Annotated in this window: 19 protein-coding genes; 8 read left to right on the forward strand and 11 right to left on the reverse strand. The window is 73.0% G+C overall.

Going from position 1 to position 18,050, the window contains the following annotated elements:
* The 4 genes from AC067A_RS00005 to AC067A_RS00020 form a co-directional block, all read right to left on the reverse strand.
* A partial coding sequence (locus AC067A_RS00005; protein WP_478612248.1) for a transposase occupies positions 1–251 on the reverse strand: 251 nt, incomplete at its 3' end.
* A 136-nt stretch (positions 252–387) separates the two neighbouring features.
* Complete coding sequence (locus tag AC067A_RS00010; protein WP_478612250.1) at positions 388–639, reverse strand: hypothetical protein; 252 nt, start codon at positions 637–639, stop codon at positions 388–390.
* Positions 636–1,148, reverse strand: coding sequence for a sigma factor-like helix-turn-helix DNA-binding protein (locus AC067A_RS00015; RefSeq protein ID WP_478612253.1), 513 nt, complete (start codon positions 1,146–1,148; stop codon positions 636–638). The genes AC067A_RS00010 and AC067A_RS00015 overlap by 4 nt, the downstream gene beginning before the upstream one ends.
* A gap of 150 nt (positions 1,149–1,298) precedes the next feature.
* Positions 1,299–1,844 (reverse strand): MarR family winged helix-turn-helix transcriptional regulator, encoded by a 546-nt coding sequence (locus AC067A_RS00020; protein WP_478612256.1) that lies wholly within the window; start codon positions 1,842–1,844, stop codon positions 1,299–1,301.
* Between the two features lie 148 nt (positions 1,845–1,992).
* Between AC067A_RS00020 and ilvA the strand changes: the two genes are divergently transcribed.
* From ilvA to AC067A_RS00035, 3 genes are all read left to right on the forward strand, one after another.
* Positions 1,993–3,222 (forward strand): threonine ammonia-lyase, encoded by a 1,230-nt coding sequence (gene ilvA / locus AC067A_RS00025; RefSeq protein ID WP_478612258.1) that lies wholly within the window; start codon positions 1,993–1,995, stop codon positions 3,220–3,222.
* A 122-nt stretch (positions 3,223–3,344) separates the two neighbouring features.
* On the forward strand, positions 3,345–4,385 hold the full coding sequence (locus tag AC067A_RS00030; RefSeq protein WP_478612261.1) for an ATP-binding cassette domain-containing protein: 1,041 nt from the start codon (positions 3,345–3,347) through the stop codon (positions 4,383–4,385).
* Positions 4,382–5,230, forward strand: coding sequence for an ABC transporter permease (locus AC067A_RS00035; protein ID WP_478612264.1), 849 nt, complete (start codon positions 4,382–4,384; stop codon positions 5,228–5,230). Before AC067A_RS00030 ends, AC067A_RS00035 begins: the two co-directional genes overlap by 4 nt.
* A 25-nt stretch (positions 5,231–5,255) precedes the next feature.
* On the opposite strand, the gene AC067A_RS00040 is transcribed toward AC067A_RS00035, so the two are convergent.
* The 4 genes from AC067A_RS00040 to AC067A_RS00055 all read right to left on the reverse strand — a co-directional run bounded on the left by AC067A_RS00040 (position 5,256) and on the right by AC067A_RS00055 (position 11,178).
* Positions 5,256–7,532: a protein kinase domain-containing protein gene (locus tag AC067A_RS00040; protein ID WP_478612266.1), complete on the reverse strand. Its 2,277-nt coding sequence runs from the start codon at positions 7,530–7,532 to the stop codon at positions 5,256–5,258.
* A 4-nt stretch (positions 7,533–7,536) separates the two neighbouring features.
* Positions 7,537–9,945 (reverse strand): protein kinase domain-containing protein, encoded by a 2,409-nt coding sequence (locus AC067A_RS00045; RefSeq protein WP_478612268.1) that lies wholly within the window; start codon positions 9,943–9,945, stop codon positions 7,537–7,539.
* A gap of 144 nt (positions 9,946–10,089) precedes the next feature.
* On the reverse strand, positions 10,090–10,587 hold the full coding sequence (gene greA, locus AC067A_RS00050; RefSeq protein ID WP_478612271.1) for a transcription elongation factor GreA: 498 nt from the start codon (positions 10,585–10,587) through the stop codon (positions 10,090–10,092).
* A gap of 189 nt (positions 10,588–10,776) precedes the next feature.
* A complete protein-coding gene (locus AC067A_RS00055) occupies positions 10,777–11,178 on the reverse strand; it encodes a DUF4307 domain-containing protein (RefSeq protein ID WP_478612274.1) in 402 nt (133 codons plus the stop codon).
* A 99-nt stretch (positions 11,179–11,277) separates the two neighbouring features.
* Here AC067A_RS00055 and mca point away from each other — a divergent pair, with 99 nt between their 5' ends.
* The 3 genes from mca (at position 11,278) to AC067A_RS00070 (ending at position 14,513) form a co-directional block, all read left to right on the forward strand.
* Positions 11,278–12,159 carry a mycothiol conjugate amidase Mca gene (gene mca, locus AC067A_RS00060; RefSeq protein WP_478612276.1) on the forward strand — a complete coding sequence of 294 codons (882 nt, stop codon included), beginning with the start codon at positions 11,278–11,280 and terminating at the stop codon, positions 12,157–12,159.
* Positions 12,152–12,391 carry a hypothetical protein gene (locus tag AC067A_RS00065; protein ID WP_478612279.1) on the forward strand — a complete coding sequence of 80 codons (240 nt, stop codon included), beginning with the start codon at positions 12,152–12,154 and terminating at the stop codon, positions 12,389–12,391. Before mca ends, AC067A_RS00065 begins: the two co-directional genes overlap by 8 nt.
* 100 nt (positions 12,392–12,491) lie before the next feature.
* A complete protein-coding gene (locus tag AC067A_RS00070; RefSeq protein WP_478612282.1) occupies positions 12,492–14,513 on the forward strand; it encodes a thioredoxin domain-containing protein in 2,022 nt (673 codons plus the stop codon).
* A gap of 79 nt (positions 14,514–14,592) precedes the next feature.
* Here the strand turns inward: AC067A_RS00070 and AC067A_RS00075 are convergent, their stop codons facing one another.
* From AC067A_RS00075 to AC067A_RS00085, 3 genes are all read right to left on the reverse strand, one after another.
* Positions 14,593–15,000 (reverse strand): rodlin, encoded by a 408-nt coding sequence (locus AC067A_RS00075; RefSeq protein WP_376482981.1) that lies wholly within the window; start codon positions 14,998–15,000, stop codon positions 14,593–14,595.
* Between the two features lie 94 nt (positions 15,001–15,094).
* A complete protein-coding gene (locus AC067A_RS00080; protein ID WP_478612287.1) occupies positions 15,095–16,135 on the reverse strand; it encodes an LCP family protein in 1,041 nt (346 codons plus the stop codon).
* A 394-nt stretch (positions 16,136–16,529) separates the two neighbouring features.
* A complete protein-coding gene (locus tag AC067A_RS00085) occupies positions 16,530–16,940 on the reverse strand; it encodes a rodlin (protein ID WP_478612290.1) in 411 nt (136 codons plus the stop codon).
* A 219-nt stretch (positions 16,941–17,159) separates the two neighbouring features.
* Here AC067A_RS00085 and AC067A_RS00090 point away from each other — a divergent pair, with 219 nt between their 5' ends.
* A complete protein-coding gene (locus tag AC067A_RS00090; protein ID WP_478612293.1) occupies positions 17,160–17,573 on the forward strand; it encodes a rodlin in 414 nt (137 codons plus the stop codon).
* A gap of 178 nt (positions 17,574–17,751) precedes the next feature.
* Complete coding sequence (locus AC067A_RS00095) at positions 17,752–17,985, forward strand: chaplin (RefSeq protein WP_478612295.1); 234 nt, start codon at positions 17,752–17,754, stop codon at positions 17,983–17,985.
* The last annotated feature ends 65 nt before the right edge of the window (positions 17,986–18,050 follow it).

Genomic DNA, 18,050 nt, shown 5'->3' on the forward strand with positions numbered 1-18,050 from the left:
GCCTGGAGCTGGGTGAGGATCCGGGCCCAGGTCCCATCCCGCTGCCAGCGGCGGAAGAGGTCGTAGACCCGGTCCCACGGCCCGTAGCGTTCGGGGACGTCCCGCCAGGGCGCACCGGTCCGGGTCCGCCACCGTATGCCGTCTATCAGCTGCCGCCGCGTCCACACCTGCGGGCGTCCCGGCTTGATGCCCGTCGGCAGCAAGGGCTCAAGCCGGGCCCACTGGCCGTTCGTCAGATCACCACGTCCCACGACAGGTGATCATCGACGAACAAGATCCACTTTCGCAACAGACCCTAGTCCCCCCCCGAGGGCCCGGGCACCCCCGAGGGGCACCCGGGCCCTCCGTCGTCCCCGTCCAGGGCCCCGCCGTCACGGGCCGCCCTCGTCACCAGCCGTCGAGCGGTGGTGTGGTCGTCGCGGGCGGTACCTCCCAGGGACGGGTCACCGAGGCCCACACCACGAAGGCCAGCGCGGCGACCGCGCCCACCGTCCACAGCACCCGGCGTGCGGTACGGGCGCGGCGCCGCAGCCGGGCGCCGCGCGCGGCGGCCCGCAGCGACAGGTCGCCGGGCACCGGGGGGTGCGGGGTGTCGAGCAGCCGCCGCACGGCCGCCTCCCTGTCGCCGTACCGGCTCACGCGGCGGCCCCCGAGGCCCCGGTCCCGTGGCGCGCGGCGGCCGTGGCGGTCCCGGCGCCGCCGCGTGCCGCGGCGCGCAGGACGGTGACGGAGCGGGCGCAGACGGCGCGCACGCGCGCCTCGGAGACTCCGAGCAGGGCCGCGACCTGCTCCTCGGCCACGCCCTCGTACAGCCGCAGGACGACCACGAGCCGCTCCCGCGGGCCGAGGACGGACAGCACCCCGCCGTACCCGCCGTGGTGCCGCCAGGCGGTGCGCGCGAAGCGGGCGGCGAGGTCACGGCGGGTGAGGTCGTACGGGTCCTCGTCGTGCAGCCTCCCCCACACGGCGTACGTGTGTGCGAGCGAGGCGGTCAGCAGGGCCTGGGCGTACGGGTTGCGGACGCGGGTCTCGGCGGTGAGGAGGGTCGCGGTGTGCAGCAGCCGGCCCGCGGCCCCGGCCACGAACGCGTCGAACTCCCGCGTGCGGTAGGCACGTTCGCGATCACGTTCCCTCGGCTGTCGTCCCACGTCCTCATATGAGGACAGCGGACGGACGGGGTCAAGAGGTCGGCGCCCACCGCCGCGGATCGCTCGCGCCACCGGGGTCCGGACCGGCGCGCCGCCGGAGGGTGCCCGGGCGGCCGCGGCCCGGTCCGCGCGAGGCCCCGGAGGAACGGCCTACTCGGCCGGCGCCTCGGCCGCGGTCTCCGCCGCGGCACGCGCCGCGCCCGCCGCCCCCGCCGGGCCGTGCCCCGACTGCCGCGCGGACAGGGCGGTGTTGAAGCGCGTCAGCAGGGTGCAGAAGGACTCCCGCTCGTCCTGCGTCCAGCCGTCCGTCACCTCGACCATCAGCTGGCGGCGCGAGGATCGGACCTCCTCGAGGCGGGCGAGGCCGCGCGGCGAGAGCTGGAGCACGACCGCGCGCCCGTCCTCCGGGTGCGAGGTGCGCTTGACCAGGCCGGTGTCGACGAGCGGGGCGACCTGCCGCGTGACGGTGGACGAGTCGATGCCCATGCCCGCCGCCAGTGCCTTGACGCCCATCGGACCTTCCTGGTCCAGCCTGTTGAGGAGCAGGTAGGCGGCCCGGTCCATGGAGTTGCGGAGCTGCCCCGTACCGCCGAGGCGGGTCTGCTCGGCCCGGCGGGCGAAGACGGCCACCTGGTGCTGGAGCGCGTCGAGGAGACCGTGGTCGAGCTCAGTCGTCATGTCCTGAGATGTGGGCATGGCTGTGGGTCTCTCTCTGAGGGGGTGGTCGGTCGGTGGGGGACAGAGTACGCGGACCCGACGGAGCGCGTACCGGGGCTGACCAAACCCGCTGACGCACCTGTACACCGGGCGGCCACCAGGGCCGTGAGCTGCGAGACTTGCTGTCATGAGCTTCCGTGCGCGAGACCCCTTGCACCATCTGATGCTGGACGACGTGCGAGGCGCGCAGAAGATGCTGTCCGGGGTGGCCCGGACGACCGCGATGGAGGGCAGCCGTCACCTGTCGTCGCTGGTCGGAGCGCCGGTCCACCTCAAGTGCGAGAACCTCCAGCGCACGGGCTCCTTCAAACTGCGCGGGGCGTACGTGCGGATCGCCTGCCTGCGTCCCGAGGAGCGCGCGGCCGGCGTCGTGGCCGCCTCGGCGGGCAACCACGCACAGGGTGTGGCGCTCGCCTCGCACCTGCTCGGCGTGCGCGCGACCGTCTTCATGCCGCTCGGCGCCCCGCTGCCGAAGGTCGCGGCCACCAAGGACTACGGCGCCGACGTCCGGATGCACGGCCACGTCGTCGACGAGACGCTCGCGGCGGCGGAGCAGTACGCGCGGGAGACCGGCGCGGTCTTCATCCACCCCTTCGACCACCCCGACATCATCGCCGGACAGGGGACGGTCGGCCTGGAGATCCTGGAGCAGTGCCCGGAGGTCCGGACGATCCTGGTGGGCGTCGGCGGCGGCGGTCTGGCGGCCGGCATCGGGCTCGCCGTGAAGTCGCTGCGCCCGGACGTGAAGGTGATCGGCGTCCAGGCCGAGGGAGCGGCCGCCTATCCGCCCTCGCTGGCCGCCGGGCATCCGGTGGTGGTCGAGTCGCCGGTGACGATGGCGGACGGGATCAAGGTGGGGCGGCCCGGCGACGTGCCGTTCGCGCTGATCCAGGAGTACGTCGACGAGGTCCGCACGGTCTCCGAGGACGCCCTCTCCTCCGCCCTCCTGCTCTGCCTTGAGCGGGCGAAACTGCTCGTCGAACCGGCCGGCGCCAGCCCGGTCGCGGCCCTGCTCGACGACCCGGGGGCCTTCCGGGGGCCCGTGGTCGCGGTCCTGTCCGGCGGGAACGTCGACCCGCTGCTCCTCCAGCGCGTCCTCCGGCACGGCATGGCCGCCGGAGGCCGCTACCTGAGCCTGCGGCTGCGGGTGACGGACCGGCCGGGCGCGCTGGCGACCCTGCTCGCGGTCCTGACGGTGGTCGACGCGAACGTCCTGGACGTCAGCCACGTCCGCACCGACCCGCGCCTCGGCCTCACCGAGGCGGAGGTCGAGCTGCACCTGGAGACGAAGGGCCCCGAGCACTGCCGGGAGGTCGAGGAGGCGCTGCGGGACGCGGGGTACACCGTCCTCGGCTGACCTCCACCGCGCCGCACACCACCCCTCGGGCCTGTGACGCGGGTCACCTATCCGCTGGGCGAGGTCCGCCCGGCGCGCCTAGGATCGGACGGAAACGCCCGAATCTCCCTGGGAGAATTCCTATGCCAGGCGCGATCTACGCCGAGGGTCTGGTGAAGACCTTCGGTGACGTACGAGCTCTGGACGGCGTGGACCTCGACGTGCCCGAGGGCACCGTCCTGGGCCTGCTCGGTCCGAACGGCGCGGGGAAGACCACCGCCGTGCGCGTCCTGACGACCCTGCTCCAGCCCGACAGCGGCCGGGCCGTCGTCGCCGGGATCGACGTCCTGAAGCACCCCAACGAGGTCCGCCGCTCGATCGGCCTCTCGGGCCAGTTCGCCGCCGTCGACGAGTACCTCACGGGCCGCGAGAACCTGCAGATGGTGGGGCAGCTGTACCAGATGAAGGCGAAGGCCGCGAAGGAGCGGGCCGGCGAGCTCCTCGACCGCTTCCACCTCTCCGACGCCGCAGACCGGACCGCCAAGACGTACTCCGGAGGCATGCGCCGCCGCCTCGACCTCGCCGCCGCCCTCGTCGTCGCCCCGCCGGTCATGTTCATGGACGAACCCACCACCGGCCTCGACCCCCGCAACCGCCAGGCCCTCTGGGACGTCATCAAGGAGCTCGTCGCGGGCGGTACGACCCTGCTCCTCACCACCCAGTACCTGGAGGAGGCCGACCACCTCGCCCACGACATCTGCGTCGTCGACCACGGCAGGGTCATCGCCCGCGGCACCGCCGACCAGCTCAAGGCCCGGACCGGCGGCGAACGCGTCGAGGTCGTCGTCCAGCAGCCCGAGATGATCGACGGCGCCCGCGACGTCCTCGCCCGCTACGGCGCCTCGGGCACCGGCCACGGCGACGTCTCCGTCGAGAACCACGTCCGCAAGCTCACCGTCCCCGTCACCGGGGGCGCCAAGCTGCTCGCCGAGGTCATCCGCGACCTGGACGCCGTCGGCGTCGGGATCGACGACATCGGCCTGCGCCGCCCCACCCTCGACGACGTCTTCCTCTACCTCACCGGCCACGCGGCCGAGCGCGAGGAAGAGGAGGAGAACGGCGCGGCCGGCGGCGCCGACAAGAGCCGCAAGGACCGCAAGGACCGGAAGGAGAAGGCCTCGTGACCACCCTGACCGACACCGTCCCCGGGGCCCCCAAGCCGCGCGGGGGCGTCGCCCAGTCGATCGGCGACTCGCTGGTCGTCACCAAGCGCAACCTGATCCGGATGAGCCGCATCCCGGAGATGGTCATCTTCGGGCTGATCCAGCCCGTCATGTTCGTGGTCCTCTTCAGCTACGTCTTCGGCGGCTCGATGAGCGTCGGAGGCAACACGGACCCGGCGGTCTACCGCGAGTTCCTGATGGCCGGCATCTTCGCCCAGACCGTCACCTTCGCCACCGCCGGAGCGGGCGCGGGCATCGCCGACGACATGCACAAGGGCCTCGTCGACCGTTTCCGCTCGCTGCCGATGGCCCGCGGCGCCGTCCTCACCGGCCGCACCCTCGCCGACCTCGTCCAGACCGCGCTCACCGTCGTGGTCCTCGCGATCGTCGGCCTCCTCGTCGGCTGGCGCATCCACAACGGCATCCCCAAGGCCCTCGGCGCCTTCGCCCTGCTCCTCCTCCTCGGCTACGCCTTCTCGTGGATCGGCGCCCTCATCGGCCTCTCCGTCCGCACCCCCGAGGCGGCCACCTCCGGCGGCCTGATCTGGCTCTTCCCGGTCACCTTCGTGTCCAACGCCTTCGTCGACCCCAGCATGATGGCCTCCTGGATCCGCCCCATCGCCGAGTGGAACCCCTTCAGCGCCACCGTCCAGGCCTGCCGCGAACTCTTCGGCAACCCGGGCGTCGTCCAGTCCGACGCGTGGCCCATGCAGCACGCCGTCTGGGCGTCCGTCATCTGGTCGACCCTGATCGTCGTCCTCTTCCGCACCCTGTCCGTACGGAAGTACCGCTCGGCGACGGTGTGACCCCCGGCCTCCCCGGCCCGCCGGGTCAGGGGAGGTATCCGGAGACGACGAGGCCGTCGGGAAGGGGCAGGAAGACCGCCCCGCCGGCGGCCAGCGCGTCCCCGCCGGACTGCGGGTGCGGGAAGCCGTCGGGGGTGTTGGGCCGGTACCTCTCCACGTCGCCCTTCCCGGACGCCGGATAGGACACCACCACGGTCGGACCGGTGGTGACGACCCGGTCGCCGGCGAGGTACACGCGGTCGGCGGACTCGGCCGCCCGCCGCCACCGCACCCGCCCGCTCCGCAGGTCGTACGCGACCAGCTCGCCACCGCCGTCCACCAGCGCGACCAGGCCGTCCGCGCCGACGGCCGGCCCGGCCGTCGGCGTCTCCCCGCCGCCGCCCAGGGTCCGCAGCGGCTTCAGCGTCCGCGCGTCGAGGACCACGACCGCCCCGTCGGCGCGACCCGCGCACAGCACGCTCCCGCTCCGCTCGTGCACGACGAAGGTGCCGCAGTCCTCCCGGATCCGGCTCGCCTTGCCGCCCGCGCCGGCGTCGAACGCCAGCGACTCGTCCGAGCCGAGCGTGACGAACACCTTCCCCGCGCCCACGACGAGCTCCTCCGGCACCCCGGCGAGCGGAGCGCTCCACAGCTGCCGGCGGTCCCGGAGCCGGACGGCGGTCACCAGCCCCGTCCCCTCCTCGCGGACGCCGAAGTACGTCGAGTACAGGACGCCGTCCACCAGATCGGTGTGCTTGATGCCCCAGTCGCCCTCCGGCCCCGGGATCCGGCCCTTCGCCCTCCCGTCGGCGAGCCCGTGGACGGCGACCCCGTCCATGCCCGTCACGTACACCTCGTCCCCGACGACCGCCGGGAACTTGGGCCCGCTCAGCTCGCTCCCGGCCCGCGGGGGCACCTTCCACACCTCCTTGCCGTCCGCCGCGCCCAGTGCGGTCACCGCACCGGCGTTCCCGGGACAGATCAGCAGCTTCGGCGAGAGCGCGCAGGCACCGACCCCCGGCTCCACCTCGGTGGTCCAGGGAGCCCAGCCCGCCGGGCGGTACGCGCGGTCCGTACCGGCCTCGCCGAAGTCGTTGGTGCGGCCCTCGGAGCCGTACGGCAGGACGACCCGGCCCAGCGCGACGGGGGCCGGGCCGCCGGGCCCCGTGCTCGGCGTCGGCCCGGCGTTCCCGCCCGTGGACGTACCGCCCTCCTCGCCGGTCCGGTCCAGCAGCACCACGCCCGCCGTCGCCAGCACGGCCACCGCCACCGCGCCCGCGACGACCGCGCCCCACGGGCGGCGCCGGGCGGGGGCGGGCGGGGCCACCGGCCGGTCGGTCATGGCCGTGGGGGAGTACGGGACGACCGGGCCGAGCGTCGGCAGGTCCGCCACGCCCGCGCCGGACCCCGCCGCCTCCCCGATGCTCCGGGCCGCCTCGCCGTACTCGCCGAGCAGCGACAGCACCCCGCCGGGCCAGGGGAACACCTCGGGCGCGGCCCCGCCGCCGAGGAGCGAGACCAGCTCGGCAGGCGACGGCCGCCCGGCCGGATCGAGCCGCAGACACCGCTCCACCACCGGCCGCAACTCCTCCGGCACGCCGGACAGTTCGGCATCGGCCCGGCTGATCCGGAAGATCACCGCGCCCATCTCCTCGTCGTCGAACGGCCCCCGGCCGCTCGCCGCGAACGCGAGCACCGCACCCAGACAGAACACGTCGGAGGCCGGCACCACCGCCCGGCTCCCCACCAGGTGCTCCGGCGACATGAACCCGGGCGAGCCCACCACCAGACCCGTCGACGTCAGCGCCGTCGCCTCGAAGGCCTGCGCGATGCCGAAGTCGATCAGCTTCGGCCCCGCCGCGCCCAGCAGCACGTTCGCCGGCTTGAGGTCCCGGTGCAGCACCTCCACCCCGTGCACCCCCGCCAGCGCCCCGGCGAGCGCGACCCCCAGCGCCCGCACGGCCGGCACGGGCAGCGCCCCCGACCGCACGACGGCCTCGGCGAGCGACGGACCCGGCACGTACTCGGTCGCCAGCCACGGCGACGGCGCGTCGGCGTCCGCGTCCACGAGCCGCGCCACCCCCGGCCCGTCCACCGTCCGCGCCGCCGCGATCTCCCGCCGGAACCGCGTCCGGAAGTCCGCGTCGACCTCCAGCTCCTCCCGCACGGTCTTCACCGCGACCATCCGGTACGGGTCGGCCGTCGGCGCGTCCGCCCGGCAGGCGAGATGCACCTCGCCCATGCCGCCGGCCCCGATCCGGGCGAGCAGCCGGTAGGGGCCGACGAGACGCGGGGGCCGCCCGGCGGGCAGGGCTTCCAGCAACGGACTACTCCTTCTCGGCGGGGAGCTCGACGGAGGCGACGACACCCTTGTCGAAGACGACGTACGCGATCCCGCCGACCGGCAGCACCTCCGGCTCCCGGATCTGCCGGGAGAGGAAGTCGCCGTAGTTCGGGTCGTGGTCCTCCTCCTCGGCCCGGGGCCCCGGCGCCCCCGGCACCGGCGTGACCTCGACGCGGCCCGGCCTGCCGTCGGCGCCGAGCCGCACGCTGTAGAGCGCGGAGTAGTCGGCGTACACGGCCCGGTCGCCCGCGAGCAGCGGCGACGACCAGCTCTGGGCCAGGCCCGCCGGGGCCGTCTTCAGCGGGAAGGAGGCGAGGGTCTCGCCGGTGCGCGGGTCGAGGATCCGCAGGCCCTTGTCCCAGGTCACGACGGCGCGCGGACCGACCGCCGTGGGCGTGGCCCTGCCCAGGGGGCCGGGCAGCGACGCCTTGGTGACGAGGGTGCGGGCGTCGAGCACGTGCAGGGTGGTGTCCGTGTCGGCCCCGGACCCGTCGCCGGCGCAGTACGCCGCCGCGCCCGGCACCTTGACGGTCTCGCACTCCCCGGCGTCGGGTTCCGCCTGTCCGAGCTGGGTGCCGCTCCTGCCGTCGTAGGCCACGAGGCCGCCCTGGCTGAGGGCGTAGACGACACCTCGGGCGTAGGCCACCGGCTCGTACGCCTTGCGTTCGGCAAAGGAGATCTCCCCGTTGGTGAGCTCCTTCGACCAGAGCTGCCGTCCGTCGGCCAGGGAGAACGCGGTCAGGGCGGCCCGGACCCACGAGTTGTCCTCCGTCACCTCCGTCGCCGCGAACACGATCCCGTCCGCGACCACCGGCCGGGTGGCCCAGAAACCCTGGGGTCCCTGCGCCGGCTTCTGCCAGCGCGCCGCCCCGGTGCGCGCGTCGCGCACCTGAAGGGTGCGCCCCGCGACGAGGACCACGTTTCCCTCGTGCACCGTGGGGCGGGTGGCGCTGCCGCCCGTGAAGGGATAGCCGTGGCCGCTGACGTACGTGTCGCCGGGCGTGTCCTTCGCGCGCGGCACGTCCCACAGCTTCTTCCCGCTCGCCGGGTCCAGCGCCTCGTACCGCCCGTCCGTCGTCCGGCACACGAGCACCTTCTCGTTGGCCGAGCAGCCGAACGCGGGGGCGGTCAGCTTCGTGTGCCAGGACTTCCAGCCGGCCGGCCGCTGGGCCGCGCTCTGCGGCACGACGCCCGAGGCGTCGGCGAGCCCCCGGCCGTCGACGCCGGGCACGCGGGGCACGGCGGGCGGCGCGGCCCGCGCCGGGGCCTGCGGCTTCCTCGCCCCCGGCCACAGCAGGTACGTGCCGACGCCGCCGGCCACGACCGCGAGGGCCAGCACGGCCGCCAGGACCCGGCCCCGGCGCCGGCGGGGCGGCGCGGCGGGCCGCGGGGGCGGCGCCTGCGTCGGTACGGAGTGCAGGCCGGGCACGGCGGGGGTGACGACGGGGCCGGTGACGGGCGGCGCCTCCAGGAGCGGCCCGCCCGAGGCCACCAGCTGGGCGAGGTCCCGCCCGTACTCGCCGATGTGCTCCCGTACGCCCTCCGGCCAGGGGAAGGGTTTCGCCCCGGCACCGGGTGCGAGCAGCTCCACGAGCCGCTCGGGTGTCGGCCGGGCCGCGGGGTCGAGGGCCAGGCAGGCGGCGACGGTCCCGCGCAGCTCGTCCGGCACCCGGGCCAGGTCGGCCTCGGCCTGGGAGACGCGGTAGAGGACGGCGGCGAGCGGCCCGTCGCCGAAGGGGTCCTCGCCGGTCGCCGCGTAGCAGAGCAGGGAGCCGAGGCAGAAGACGTCGGAGGCGGCGGTCACGTGCCGGGCGCCCGCCACGTGCTCGGGGGACATGAAGGAGGGCGTGCCGACCATCAGGCCGGTGGCGGTCATGGTGGTGGCGGTGTTGCTGCGGGCGATGCCGAAGTCGATCAGACGCGGGCCCTCGACCGAGAGCATCACGTTCCCCGGCTTGAGGTCGCGGTGCAGGACCCCCGCCCGGTGCAGGTCCGCCAGGGCCCGCGCGACGTCCGCGCCGAGCGCCCGCACGCCGGCCACGGGCAGCGCGCCGCCGCGCCGCACCGCCTGGGCGAGGCTCGGCCCCGGCACGTACGCCGTCGCCAGCCACGGCACCTCGGCATCGGCGTCGCCCCCCACGGGCGCCGCGGCGTACCGGCTGTCCACCAGTCCCGCCACCCTGATCTCACGCCGGAACCGGTCCCGGAACGCCGCGTCCCCCGCCACGTCCCGCCGCACGGTCTTCACCGCCACGAACACCCCGGCCGCGGGCCCGGACGACCCGGCGGCGCGGCCGAGGAACACCTCGCCCATGCCGCCGGCGCCGAGCCGGGCGAGCACCTCGTACGGTCCGATCTGCCGTGGCGCGCCCTCGCGCAGCGGTCCGAGCACCTCGTCTATCCCCCTGCCGACGTGTGTTGACGTGACGTGTGTGACGCCACGTCAGTCCCGCATCATGACACGTACACGCAAGACGAAGGGCCGGTCCCCGGGAGGGGGCCGGCCCTTCGGCGAAAGAAGTGCGGATCAGGCGGATCAGCCGGAGTACGGCGTGGCGCTGAGGATCTTCACCGTGGCCTTCTTGCCGTTCGGCAGCTCGTACTCCGCGTCGTCGCCGGCCTTCTTGCCGTTGACGCCGACGCCGAGCGGCGACTGCGGCGAGTAGGTCTCGATGTCACCGCTCGCGTACTCGCGGGAGGCGAGCAGGAAGGTCATCGTGTCGTCCTCGTCGCCGTCGAAGGCGATCGTGACGACCATGCCGGGCTCGACGACGCCGTCGTCCGCCGGCGCCTCGCCGACCTTGGCGTGCTGGAGCAGCTGGGTGAGCTGGCGGACCCGGAGCTCCTGCTTGCCCTGCTCCTCCTTGGCCGCGTGGTACCCGCCGTTCTCGCGCAGGTCGCCCTCTTCACGAGCCGCGGCGATCTTCGTCGCGATCTCGGTACGCGCGGGACCAGACAGGTACTCAAGCTCGTCCTTGAGCTTGTTGTACGCCTCCTGGGTGAGCCAGGTGACGTTGTCGCTGGTCTGGGTCACAGGTGCTCCTCGTAGGTACTGGGAATACAAAGCATCGCCCTACACGGGAATGCATGGCGTCCCGGGTGGGCGAAACCACGAGCCTAACAATGAGTGGCGAAAAGCGGGAGGACATAAACCATCAGGATGGCGTCGTCCCAGGTCACCGCGGCGACCCGCCAGGACTCGTCACCCGGTCCCTACCCACCGCTACGGCGCCGTACACCCCAGGAGCTCGGCACTGGTCGCGCGGGCGGTGGTGCGCAGCGAGTACACGTGGTCGACCCGGCCGGCGGGGTCGTCGACCCGCACGTCCTTGCGGGCCACCTCGGCGCCGTCCTCGGAGCGGGAGCGCAGCGTGCAGACGCCCTTGACGCCCTCGTCCTTGCGGATCTCCAGGTGGACCTGGACCTCGGTGTCGCTCACCACGTCGAACTTGATCATCTCGGCGCTGATCCTGCTGTCGACGACGTAGTGCCAGCCGAACCAGCCCATCAGACCGAGGAAGAGGACGCCGAGCACGGCACCGGTGATCCTGAGCTTGCGGTCGGCCCGCTCGTCCGCTGAGCGCCCGTAGCGCCCCTCGGGCAGCTGCTCTCGCACCGCGCTCATGATCGATCCTCTCGAAGCCGGGGGTGGCGGAATTTTCGTTCCCCCGATTCCGTCACTATAGAGACCTGGCTTCACGTCCAATTCACTGAGGATCGAGTCTTGACTGAGCAGCTGCGACTGATGGCCGTTCACGCCCACCCCGACGACGAGTCGAGCAAGGGTGCGGCGACGATGGCCAAGTACGTGTCCGAGGGGGTGGACGTCCTTGTCGTGACGTGCACGGGCGGCGAGCGCGGCTCGGTCCTGAATCCCCAGCTTCAGGGCGACCCCTACATCGAGGAGAACATCCACGAGGTCCGCCGCAAGGAGATGGACGAGGCCCGCGAGATCCTCGGCGTCTCCCAGGAGTGGCTGGGCTTCGTCGACTCCGGCCTGCCCGAGGGCGACCCGCTGCCCCCGCTGCCGGAGGGCTGCTTCGCCCTGGAGGAGGTGGACACGGCCGCCGGCGCGCTGGTCCGCAAGATCCGCTCCTTCCGGCCGCAGGTCGTCACGACCTACGACGAGAACGGCGGCTACCCGCACCCCGACCACATCATGACCCACAAGATCACGATGGTGGCCTTCGACGGCGCGGCCGACGCCGAGAAGTACCCGGAGGCCGAGTTCGGCCCGGTCTGGCAGCCGCTGAAGCTCTACTACAACCAGGGCTTCAACCTCCCCCGCACCACCGCCCTCCACGAGGCGCTCGTCGCCCGCGGCCTGGAGTCCCCCTACGGAGAGTGGCTGGAGCGCTGGAAGGAGTTCGAGCGCAAGCCCCGGACGCTGACCACGTTCGTGCCCTGCGCCGACTTCTTCGAGACCCGCGACAAGGCCCTCATCGCCCACCGCACCCAGATCGACCCCGACGGCGGCTGGTTCCGGGTCCCGATGGACATCCAGAAGGAGGTCTGGCCGACGGAGGAGTACGAGCTCAGCAAGGCGCTGGTCCCGACCTCCCTCCCCGAGCAAGATCTCTTCGCGGGCATCCGCGACAATGCCTGACATGAGCGCACACCTGGCACTGACCCAGCTTGTCCCCTTCGCCGCCGAAGAGCTGGACAAGAACAAGGTGACCCCCGGCGTCCTCGGCTTCGTCGTCTTCGCGGCCCTGGCCCTCGCGGTCTGGGCCCTGATGAAGTCCATGAACCGCCACATGGGCAAGGTCTCCTTCGAAGAGGCCCCCGACCCGGCGGCCGCCCCGGCCACCCCGTCCGAGGCCCCCGCCCCCAAGTAGCACCCGCGCGCCCCGTGCGGGCCCCCACGCGGGCCCGCACCCGCCGCACCTCCGCCGCACCTCCGTGTCGGCGGGGGGCGGCTGCGGCAGGATGGGCGGTATGCCGAACCGACTGGCCCATGAGACGTCCCCGTACCTCCTGCAGCACGCCGACAACCCGGTCGACTGGTGGCCGTGGTCGGCCGAGGCCTTCGAGGAGGCCCGACGCCGCGACGTCCCGGTGCTGCTGAGCGTCGGGTACAGCTCCTGCCACTGGTGCCACGTCATGGCGCACGAGTCCTTCGAGGACGACGCCACCGCCGCCCTGGTCAACGAGCACTTCGTCGCCGTCAAGGTCGACCGCGAGGAGCGCCCCGACGTCGACGCCGTCTACATGGAGGCGGTCCAGGCGGCCACCGGCCAGGGCGGCTGGCCGATGACCGTGTTCCTCACCCCGGACGCCGCCCCGTTCTACTTCGGTACGTACTTCCCGCCCGAGCCCCGCCACGGTATGCCCTCGTTCCCGGAGGTCCTGGAGGGCGTCCGCGACGCCTGGACCGGCCGCCGCGAGGAGGTCGGCGAGGTCGCCGACCGGATCGTGAAGGACCTCGCGGGCCGCTCCCTGGCCTACGGCGGCGACGGCGTCCCCGGCGAGGAGGAGCTCGCGCAGGCCCTGCTCGGCCTCACCCGCGAGTACGACGCGACCCGTGGCGGCTTCGGCGGCGCCCCCAAGTTCCCGCCGTCGATGGCCCTGGAGTTCCTGCTCCGCCACCACGCCCGTACGGGCTCCGAGGGCGCCCTCCAGATGGCGGCCGACACCTGCGAGGCGATGGCCCGCGGCGGCATCTACGACCAGCTCGGCGGCGGCTTCGCCCGCTACGCCGTCGACCGCGCCTGGGTCGTCCCCCACTTCGAGAAGATGCTGTACGACAACGCCCTGCTCTGCCGGGTCTACGCCCACCTGTGGAAGACCACCGGCAGCGACCTGGCCCGCCGGGTCGCCCTGGAGACCGCCGACTTCCTCGTCCGCGAGCTCCGCACCCCCGAGGGCGGCTTCGCCTCGGCCCTCGACGCCGACAGCGACGACGGCACCGGCAAGCACGTCGAGGGCGCCTTCTACGCGTGGACCCCGGGGCAGCTCGCCGAGGTCCTCGGGGCGGAGGACGCCGCCCTCGCCGCCGCCCACTACGGCGTCACCGAGGACGGCACCTTCGAGCACGGCAGCTCCGTCCTCCAGCTCCCGCAGGGCGCGGGCCCGTCCGACGCCGAGCGGATCGCGTCGATCGCGGCCCGGCTCCTCGCCGCCCGCGAGGAGCGGGCCCGCCCAGGCCGCGACGACAAGGTCGTCGCCGCCTGGAACGGGCTCGCGATCGCCGCCCTCGCCGAGACCGGCGCCCTCTTCGGCCGCCCCGACCTGGTCGAGCGCGCCACCGAGGCCGCCGACCTGCTCGTCCGCGTCCACATGGACGAGCAGGCCCGGCTCACCCGCACCTCCAAGGACGGCCGGGCCGGCACCAACGCCGGAGTCCTGGAGGACTACGCCGACGTGGCCGAGGGGTTCCTCGCCCTCGCCGCCGTCACCGGCGAAGGCGCCTGGCTGGAGTTCGCCGGCTTCCTCCTGGACAACGTCCTCGACCGTTTCGTCGCCGAGGGCGGCGCGCTCTACGACACGGCCCACGACGCCGAGGCCCTCATCCGGCGTCCCCAGGACCCCACCGACAACGCCGCGCCCTCGGGCTGGACCGCCGCCGCCGGGGCGCTCCTCTCCTACGCCGCGCATACCGGCTCCGAGGCCCACCGCGCCGCCGCCGAGGGGGCGCTCGGCGTCGTCAAGGCCCTCGGCCCCCGCGCGCCCCGCTTCATCGGCTGGGGCCTCGCCGTCGCCGAGGCCCTCCTCGACGGGCCCCGGGAGATCGCCGTCGTGGGCGCCCCCGGAGACGAGGCCTTCCAGGAGCTGCGCCGTACCGCGCTGCTGGCCACCGCCCCCGGCGCGGTGGTCGCCGCCGGGACCCCCGACGGCGAGGAGTTCCCGCTCCTGAAGGACCGCCCGCTGGTGGCCGGACGACCGGCCGCGTACGTCTGCCGTCACTTCACCTGCGAGGCCCCGGTCACCGACCCGGCCGAGCTGCGCCGCGCGCTCTGACCGCGGCGCGGAACGGGGACGGCCCCGTCGCTCCTCCGAGGAGGGGTGACGGGGCCGCGCCGTTGCCGAGCGGCGTCGTTCAGCTGTTGCCGGCGCCGTTGCCGGACAGCACGGGGATGTCGCTGAGGATGTGCGACAGCGGCTCGTCACCCTTGGCCTGGGTGGAGTTCTCGGTGCACTGCTGGTTCTGCGGGGAGGACAGGACGTTGACGTCCTGGACCGCGATCGGGATCAGGCCGATCAGCGAACCGGCGTTGACCTTGGCCGGCAGGCCCACGCACGGCTTGTTCAGGGAGCCCTGGACGAGCGCGAACTGCGGGCTCATGTCGCCGTGGGTGCTGGAGTTGCCGAACTCCTGGTGGGCACCGTTGCCCGACAGCGAGGTGGTGCCGCCGTCGTCGGCGATCGCCAGCGCCTGACCGGCACCCGCCGCCGTCGCGCCGAGAACGGATGCGGCCACAGCGGCCGTCGCCAGAAGCTTCTTCATTGTTCGAGCCTTTCGGATCCTGGCTCGCTGAGTACCGAGCCGCGCTGATCAACTGGTCAGAAGCCCGGAGGTTCCGGGAAGTCCACCGGACGGACTACGGGCAGATGAGCGAGGACCCCGGCGTGGGGCGGTACGTGCCCACCGCGATCTGGCTCGGCGCCACCGCCCCGGCCTCCGGCAGCGGCCGGTCCTCGCGCAGCCGCCCGAAGACCTCGGCGGCCCCCTCCTCGTCCCACGCGAGCGTCGACCCGACGCCCGCGATGTTCGGGTTGAAACCGCGGACGGGCACGGTCGAGAACTCGGTACGGTCCGGGGGCAGGTCCTTCAGCCGGGCGGCGAGCGTCAGCAGCTCCGCCGTCGAGATGCCCCGCTCGACGGCGCCCGTCCCGCGCAGCGTCGCCGCGAAGTCGCGCAGCGCCTCCGGGTCCTCCAGGACCCCCTCGCGGAGCCGTTCGAACGTGTTCACCACGAACTTCTGCTGCTTCTGGATCCGGCCGAAGTCCATCTGGCCGTCGGCCCGCCGCGACCGCACGTACTGGAGCGCCTCGCCGCCGGCGACCCGCTTGGTCCCCGGCTGGAGGTCGATGCCGGTGACCGGGTCCTTGAGCGGCTCCGCCGTACAGACGGGCACCCCGCCGTCGAGCCGGTCGACGGTGTCCATGAAGCGGCGGAAGTCGATCTCCAGGTAGCGGTGGACGGGGAGCCCGGTCATCGACTCGACGATCTCCACCGTGAAGGGCGGACCGCCCTCCGCCCAGGCGCTGTTGATCTTCGCGGGGTGTGCGGCGTGCACCTTCCCGGTGCGCCGGTCGCGGTGCTGGTCGGGGAAGGAGGTGAGCGAGTCGCGCGGCAGGCTCACGACGCTGATCCGGTCGTTCTCCGCCGAGACGTGCACCAGCATGATCACGTCGGTGCAGTCGCACTCCTCTCCGCCGAGGCGGAAGCGCTCCTTCTCCTCGTCGGTGACGCCCTTGCGGCTGTCGGTGCCGACCACCAGCAGGTTGAGTCCCTGCTCGGGGGAGGGGAGGCCGGACGGCGCGACGGCGAGGGCGCCGGGGGCGAGGGCGGCGAGAGCGGTGAAGGCCGCCGAGGCGAGCAGCGCGCGGCGCAGCCGCCGGGGACGCGGGAATTTCATGACCCGCACGCTATTTCGACCCCGCTCGCACACAGGTACGCGACGCGACATGGACAGGACGAATCACTCTCCTGCGGCGCCTGTGTAATGATGCGGGAATCGCAGCGGAAGGAGCGAAGATGGCGCCGGATCCCGGAAAATGGGAACGGATGGCCTTCATTCCGAAGAGCCGATATGTGAGTGAACCACCCCCTCCCGACCACACGCCATTCCCGCTGTATTCCGCGCTGGTGACCCAGTGGGTGCAGGCGGGGCGCACGGTCCCGGGGATGCCGGACCGCGAGTGGGAGCGGCTGATGGCCGCACCGGTGTGGCCGACCTGGTAGCAGCGCGAAAGGGGCCGCCCCGGAGGGCGGCCCCTGACGTGTGAACGTCGACGCGCGGAGGCGGAACGTCAGTGGTTGCCGACGCCGTTGCCCGACAGGACCGGGATGTCGTCCAGGATGTGCGAGAGCGCCTCGTCACCCTTGGCCTGGGTGGAGTTCTCGGTGCACTGCTGGTTCTGCGGGGAGGACAGGACGTTGATGTCCTGGACCGCGATCGGGATGGCACCGATCAGCGAACCGGCGTTGACCTTGGCCGGCAGGCCCACGCACGGCTTGTTCAGGGAGCCCTGGACGAGCGCGAACTGCGGGCTCATGTTGCCGTAGGTGGCGGAGTTGCCGTACTCCTGGTGCGCGCCGTTGCCCGAGAGCGACGTGGTGCCGCCGTCGTTGCCGATGGCGAGCGCGGGGGAGGCCACGGCGGCGGTGGCGCCGACGATGGAGACGGCCGCGGCCGCGGTGGCCATAACCTTCTTGATCACGGGAGTTCCCTTCTAGAAACCGGCTCCGTGCAGGGAGCTGCCTGATCAACTACCCCCGGACGCAAGGGTTCCGCAGTGTCACCCCCTTGGGGGAGCGCACTCGGCAGCGCGAAACGCGGACCCAGTCGAACGGGTGAAGCGCCGGAACCAAAGCCACCGCCCGCAGTTGATCCCGTCGCATCAATCAGGTCGATTGGTGGGAACAGGAACGGAATCACCGTGATCAAGAAGATTATGGCGGCTGCGGCTGTTACGGCCTCTGTTGTCGGCGCTTCTGCTGCGGCGGCCTCCCCGGCGCTCGCCATCGCCGACGACGGCGGCACGACCTCGCTCTCGGGCAACGGCGCGCACCAGTCCTTCGGCAACTCGAAGACCACCGGTGACATGAGCCCGCAGTTCTCGGCCGTCCAGGGCTCGCTGAACAAGCTCTGCCTCGGTGTCCCGGTCAAGGGCAACGTCGGCTCGGTCGTCGGCGTCCTCGTCCCGGTCGCCGTCCAGGACATCAACGTCCTGTCCTCCCCGCAGAACCAGCAGTGCACCGAGAACTCCACCCAGGCCAAGGGTGACGAGCCGCTGTCGCACATCGTCGAGGACATCCCGGTGCTCTCCGGCAACGGTGCCTACAACGGCTGATCCGCGTCGCGCGGAACAGGGCCGGAGGGAACGGTGACGTTCCCCTCCGGCCCTGTTTCCGTGCGGGCAATGGGGTGAAAGAGGGAAGCCCCCCGACGTTTCGGTTTCCTTTTCGAGGCGTGTTCGTTGTCTTGTGTGCTGCGGAAATGTATTCCGCCGAGGAAAGGATCCAGACGAAATGAACTGTAAGAAGGCTGCGGCCGTCATCGCCGGAATCATCATGGCCATGGGTGCGGCGTCGCCGGCCTTCGCGGACGCGGAGGCGGAGGGTGTGGCCATCGGTTCGCCCGGCGTCCTGTCCGGCAACGTCGTGCAGATCCCGATCCACGTGCCGATCAACGTCTGCGGCAACAGCGTGAACGTCATCGGCGCCCTGAACCCGGCCGCCGGCAACGTCTGCGTCAACGCCTGATCCACGGCACCACGCAGGCACGGGGCCGGCCCCGGAGAGCATCCGCTCCCCGGGGCCGGCCCTCG

This window comes from Streptomyces sp. NPDC043176 (genome assembly GCF_056436715.1).

Bases quoted from the DNA above. Each gene is read 5' to 3' on its own strand.
- AC067A_RS00020 (WP_478612256.1), bottom strand. From the start codon at position 1,844: ATGCCCACATCTCAGGACATGACGACTGAGCTCGACCACGGTCTCCTC.
- ilvA (WP_478612258.1), top strand. From the start codon at position 1,993: ATGAGCTTCCGTGCGCGAGACCCCTTGCACCATCTGATGCTGGACGAC.
- AC067A_RS00030 (WP_478612261.1), top strand. From the start codon at position 3,345: ATGCCAGGCGCGATCTACGCCGAGGGTCTGGTGAAGACCTTCGGTGAC.
- AC067A_RS00055 (WP_478612274.1), bottom strand. From the start codon at position 11,178: ATGAGCGCGGTGCGAGAGCAGCTGCCCGAGGGGCGCTACGGGCGCTCA.
- AC067A_RS00065 (WP_478612279.1), top strand. From the start codon at position 12,152: ATGCCTGACATGAGCGCACACCTGGCACTGACCCAGCTTGTCCCCTTC.
- AC067A_RS00070 (WP_478612282.1), top strand. From the start codon at position 12,492: ATGCCGAACCGACTGGCCCATGAGACGTCCCCGTACCTCCTGCAGCAC.
- AC067A_RS00075 (WP_376482981.1), bottom strand. From the start codon at position 15,000: ATGAAGAAGCTTCTGGCGACGGCCGCTGTGGCCGCATCCGTTCTCGGC.
- AC067A_RS00080 (WP_478612287.1), bottom strand. From the start codon at position 16,135: ATGAAATTCCCGCGTCCCCGGCGGCTGCGCCGCGCGCTGCTCGCCTCG.
- AC067A_RS00095 (WP_478612295.1), top strand. From the start codon at position 17,752: ATGAACTGTAAGAAGGCTGCGGCCGTCATCGCCGGAATCATCATGGCC.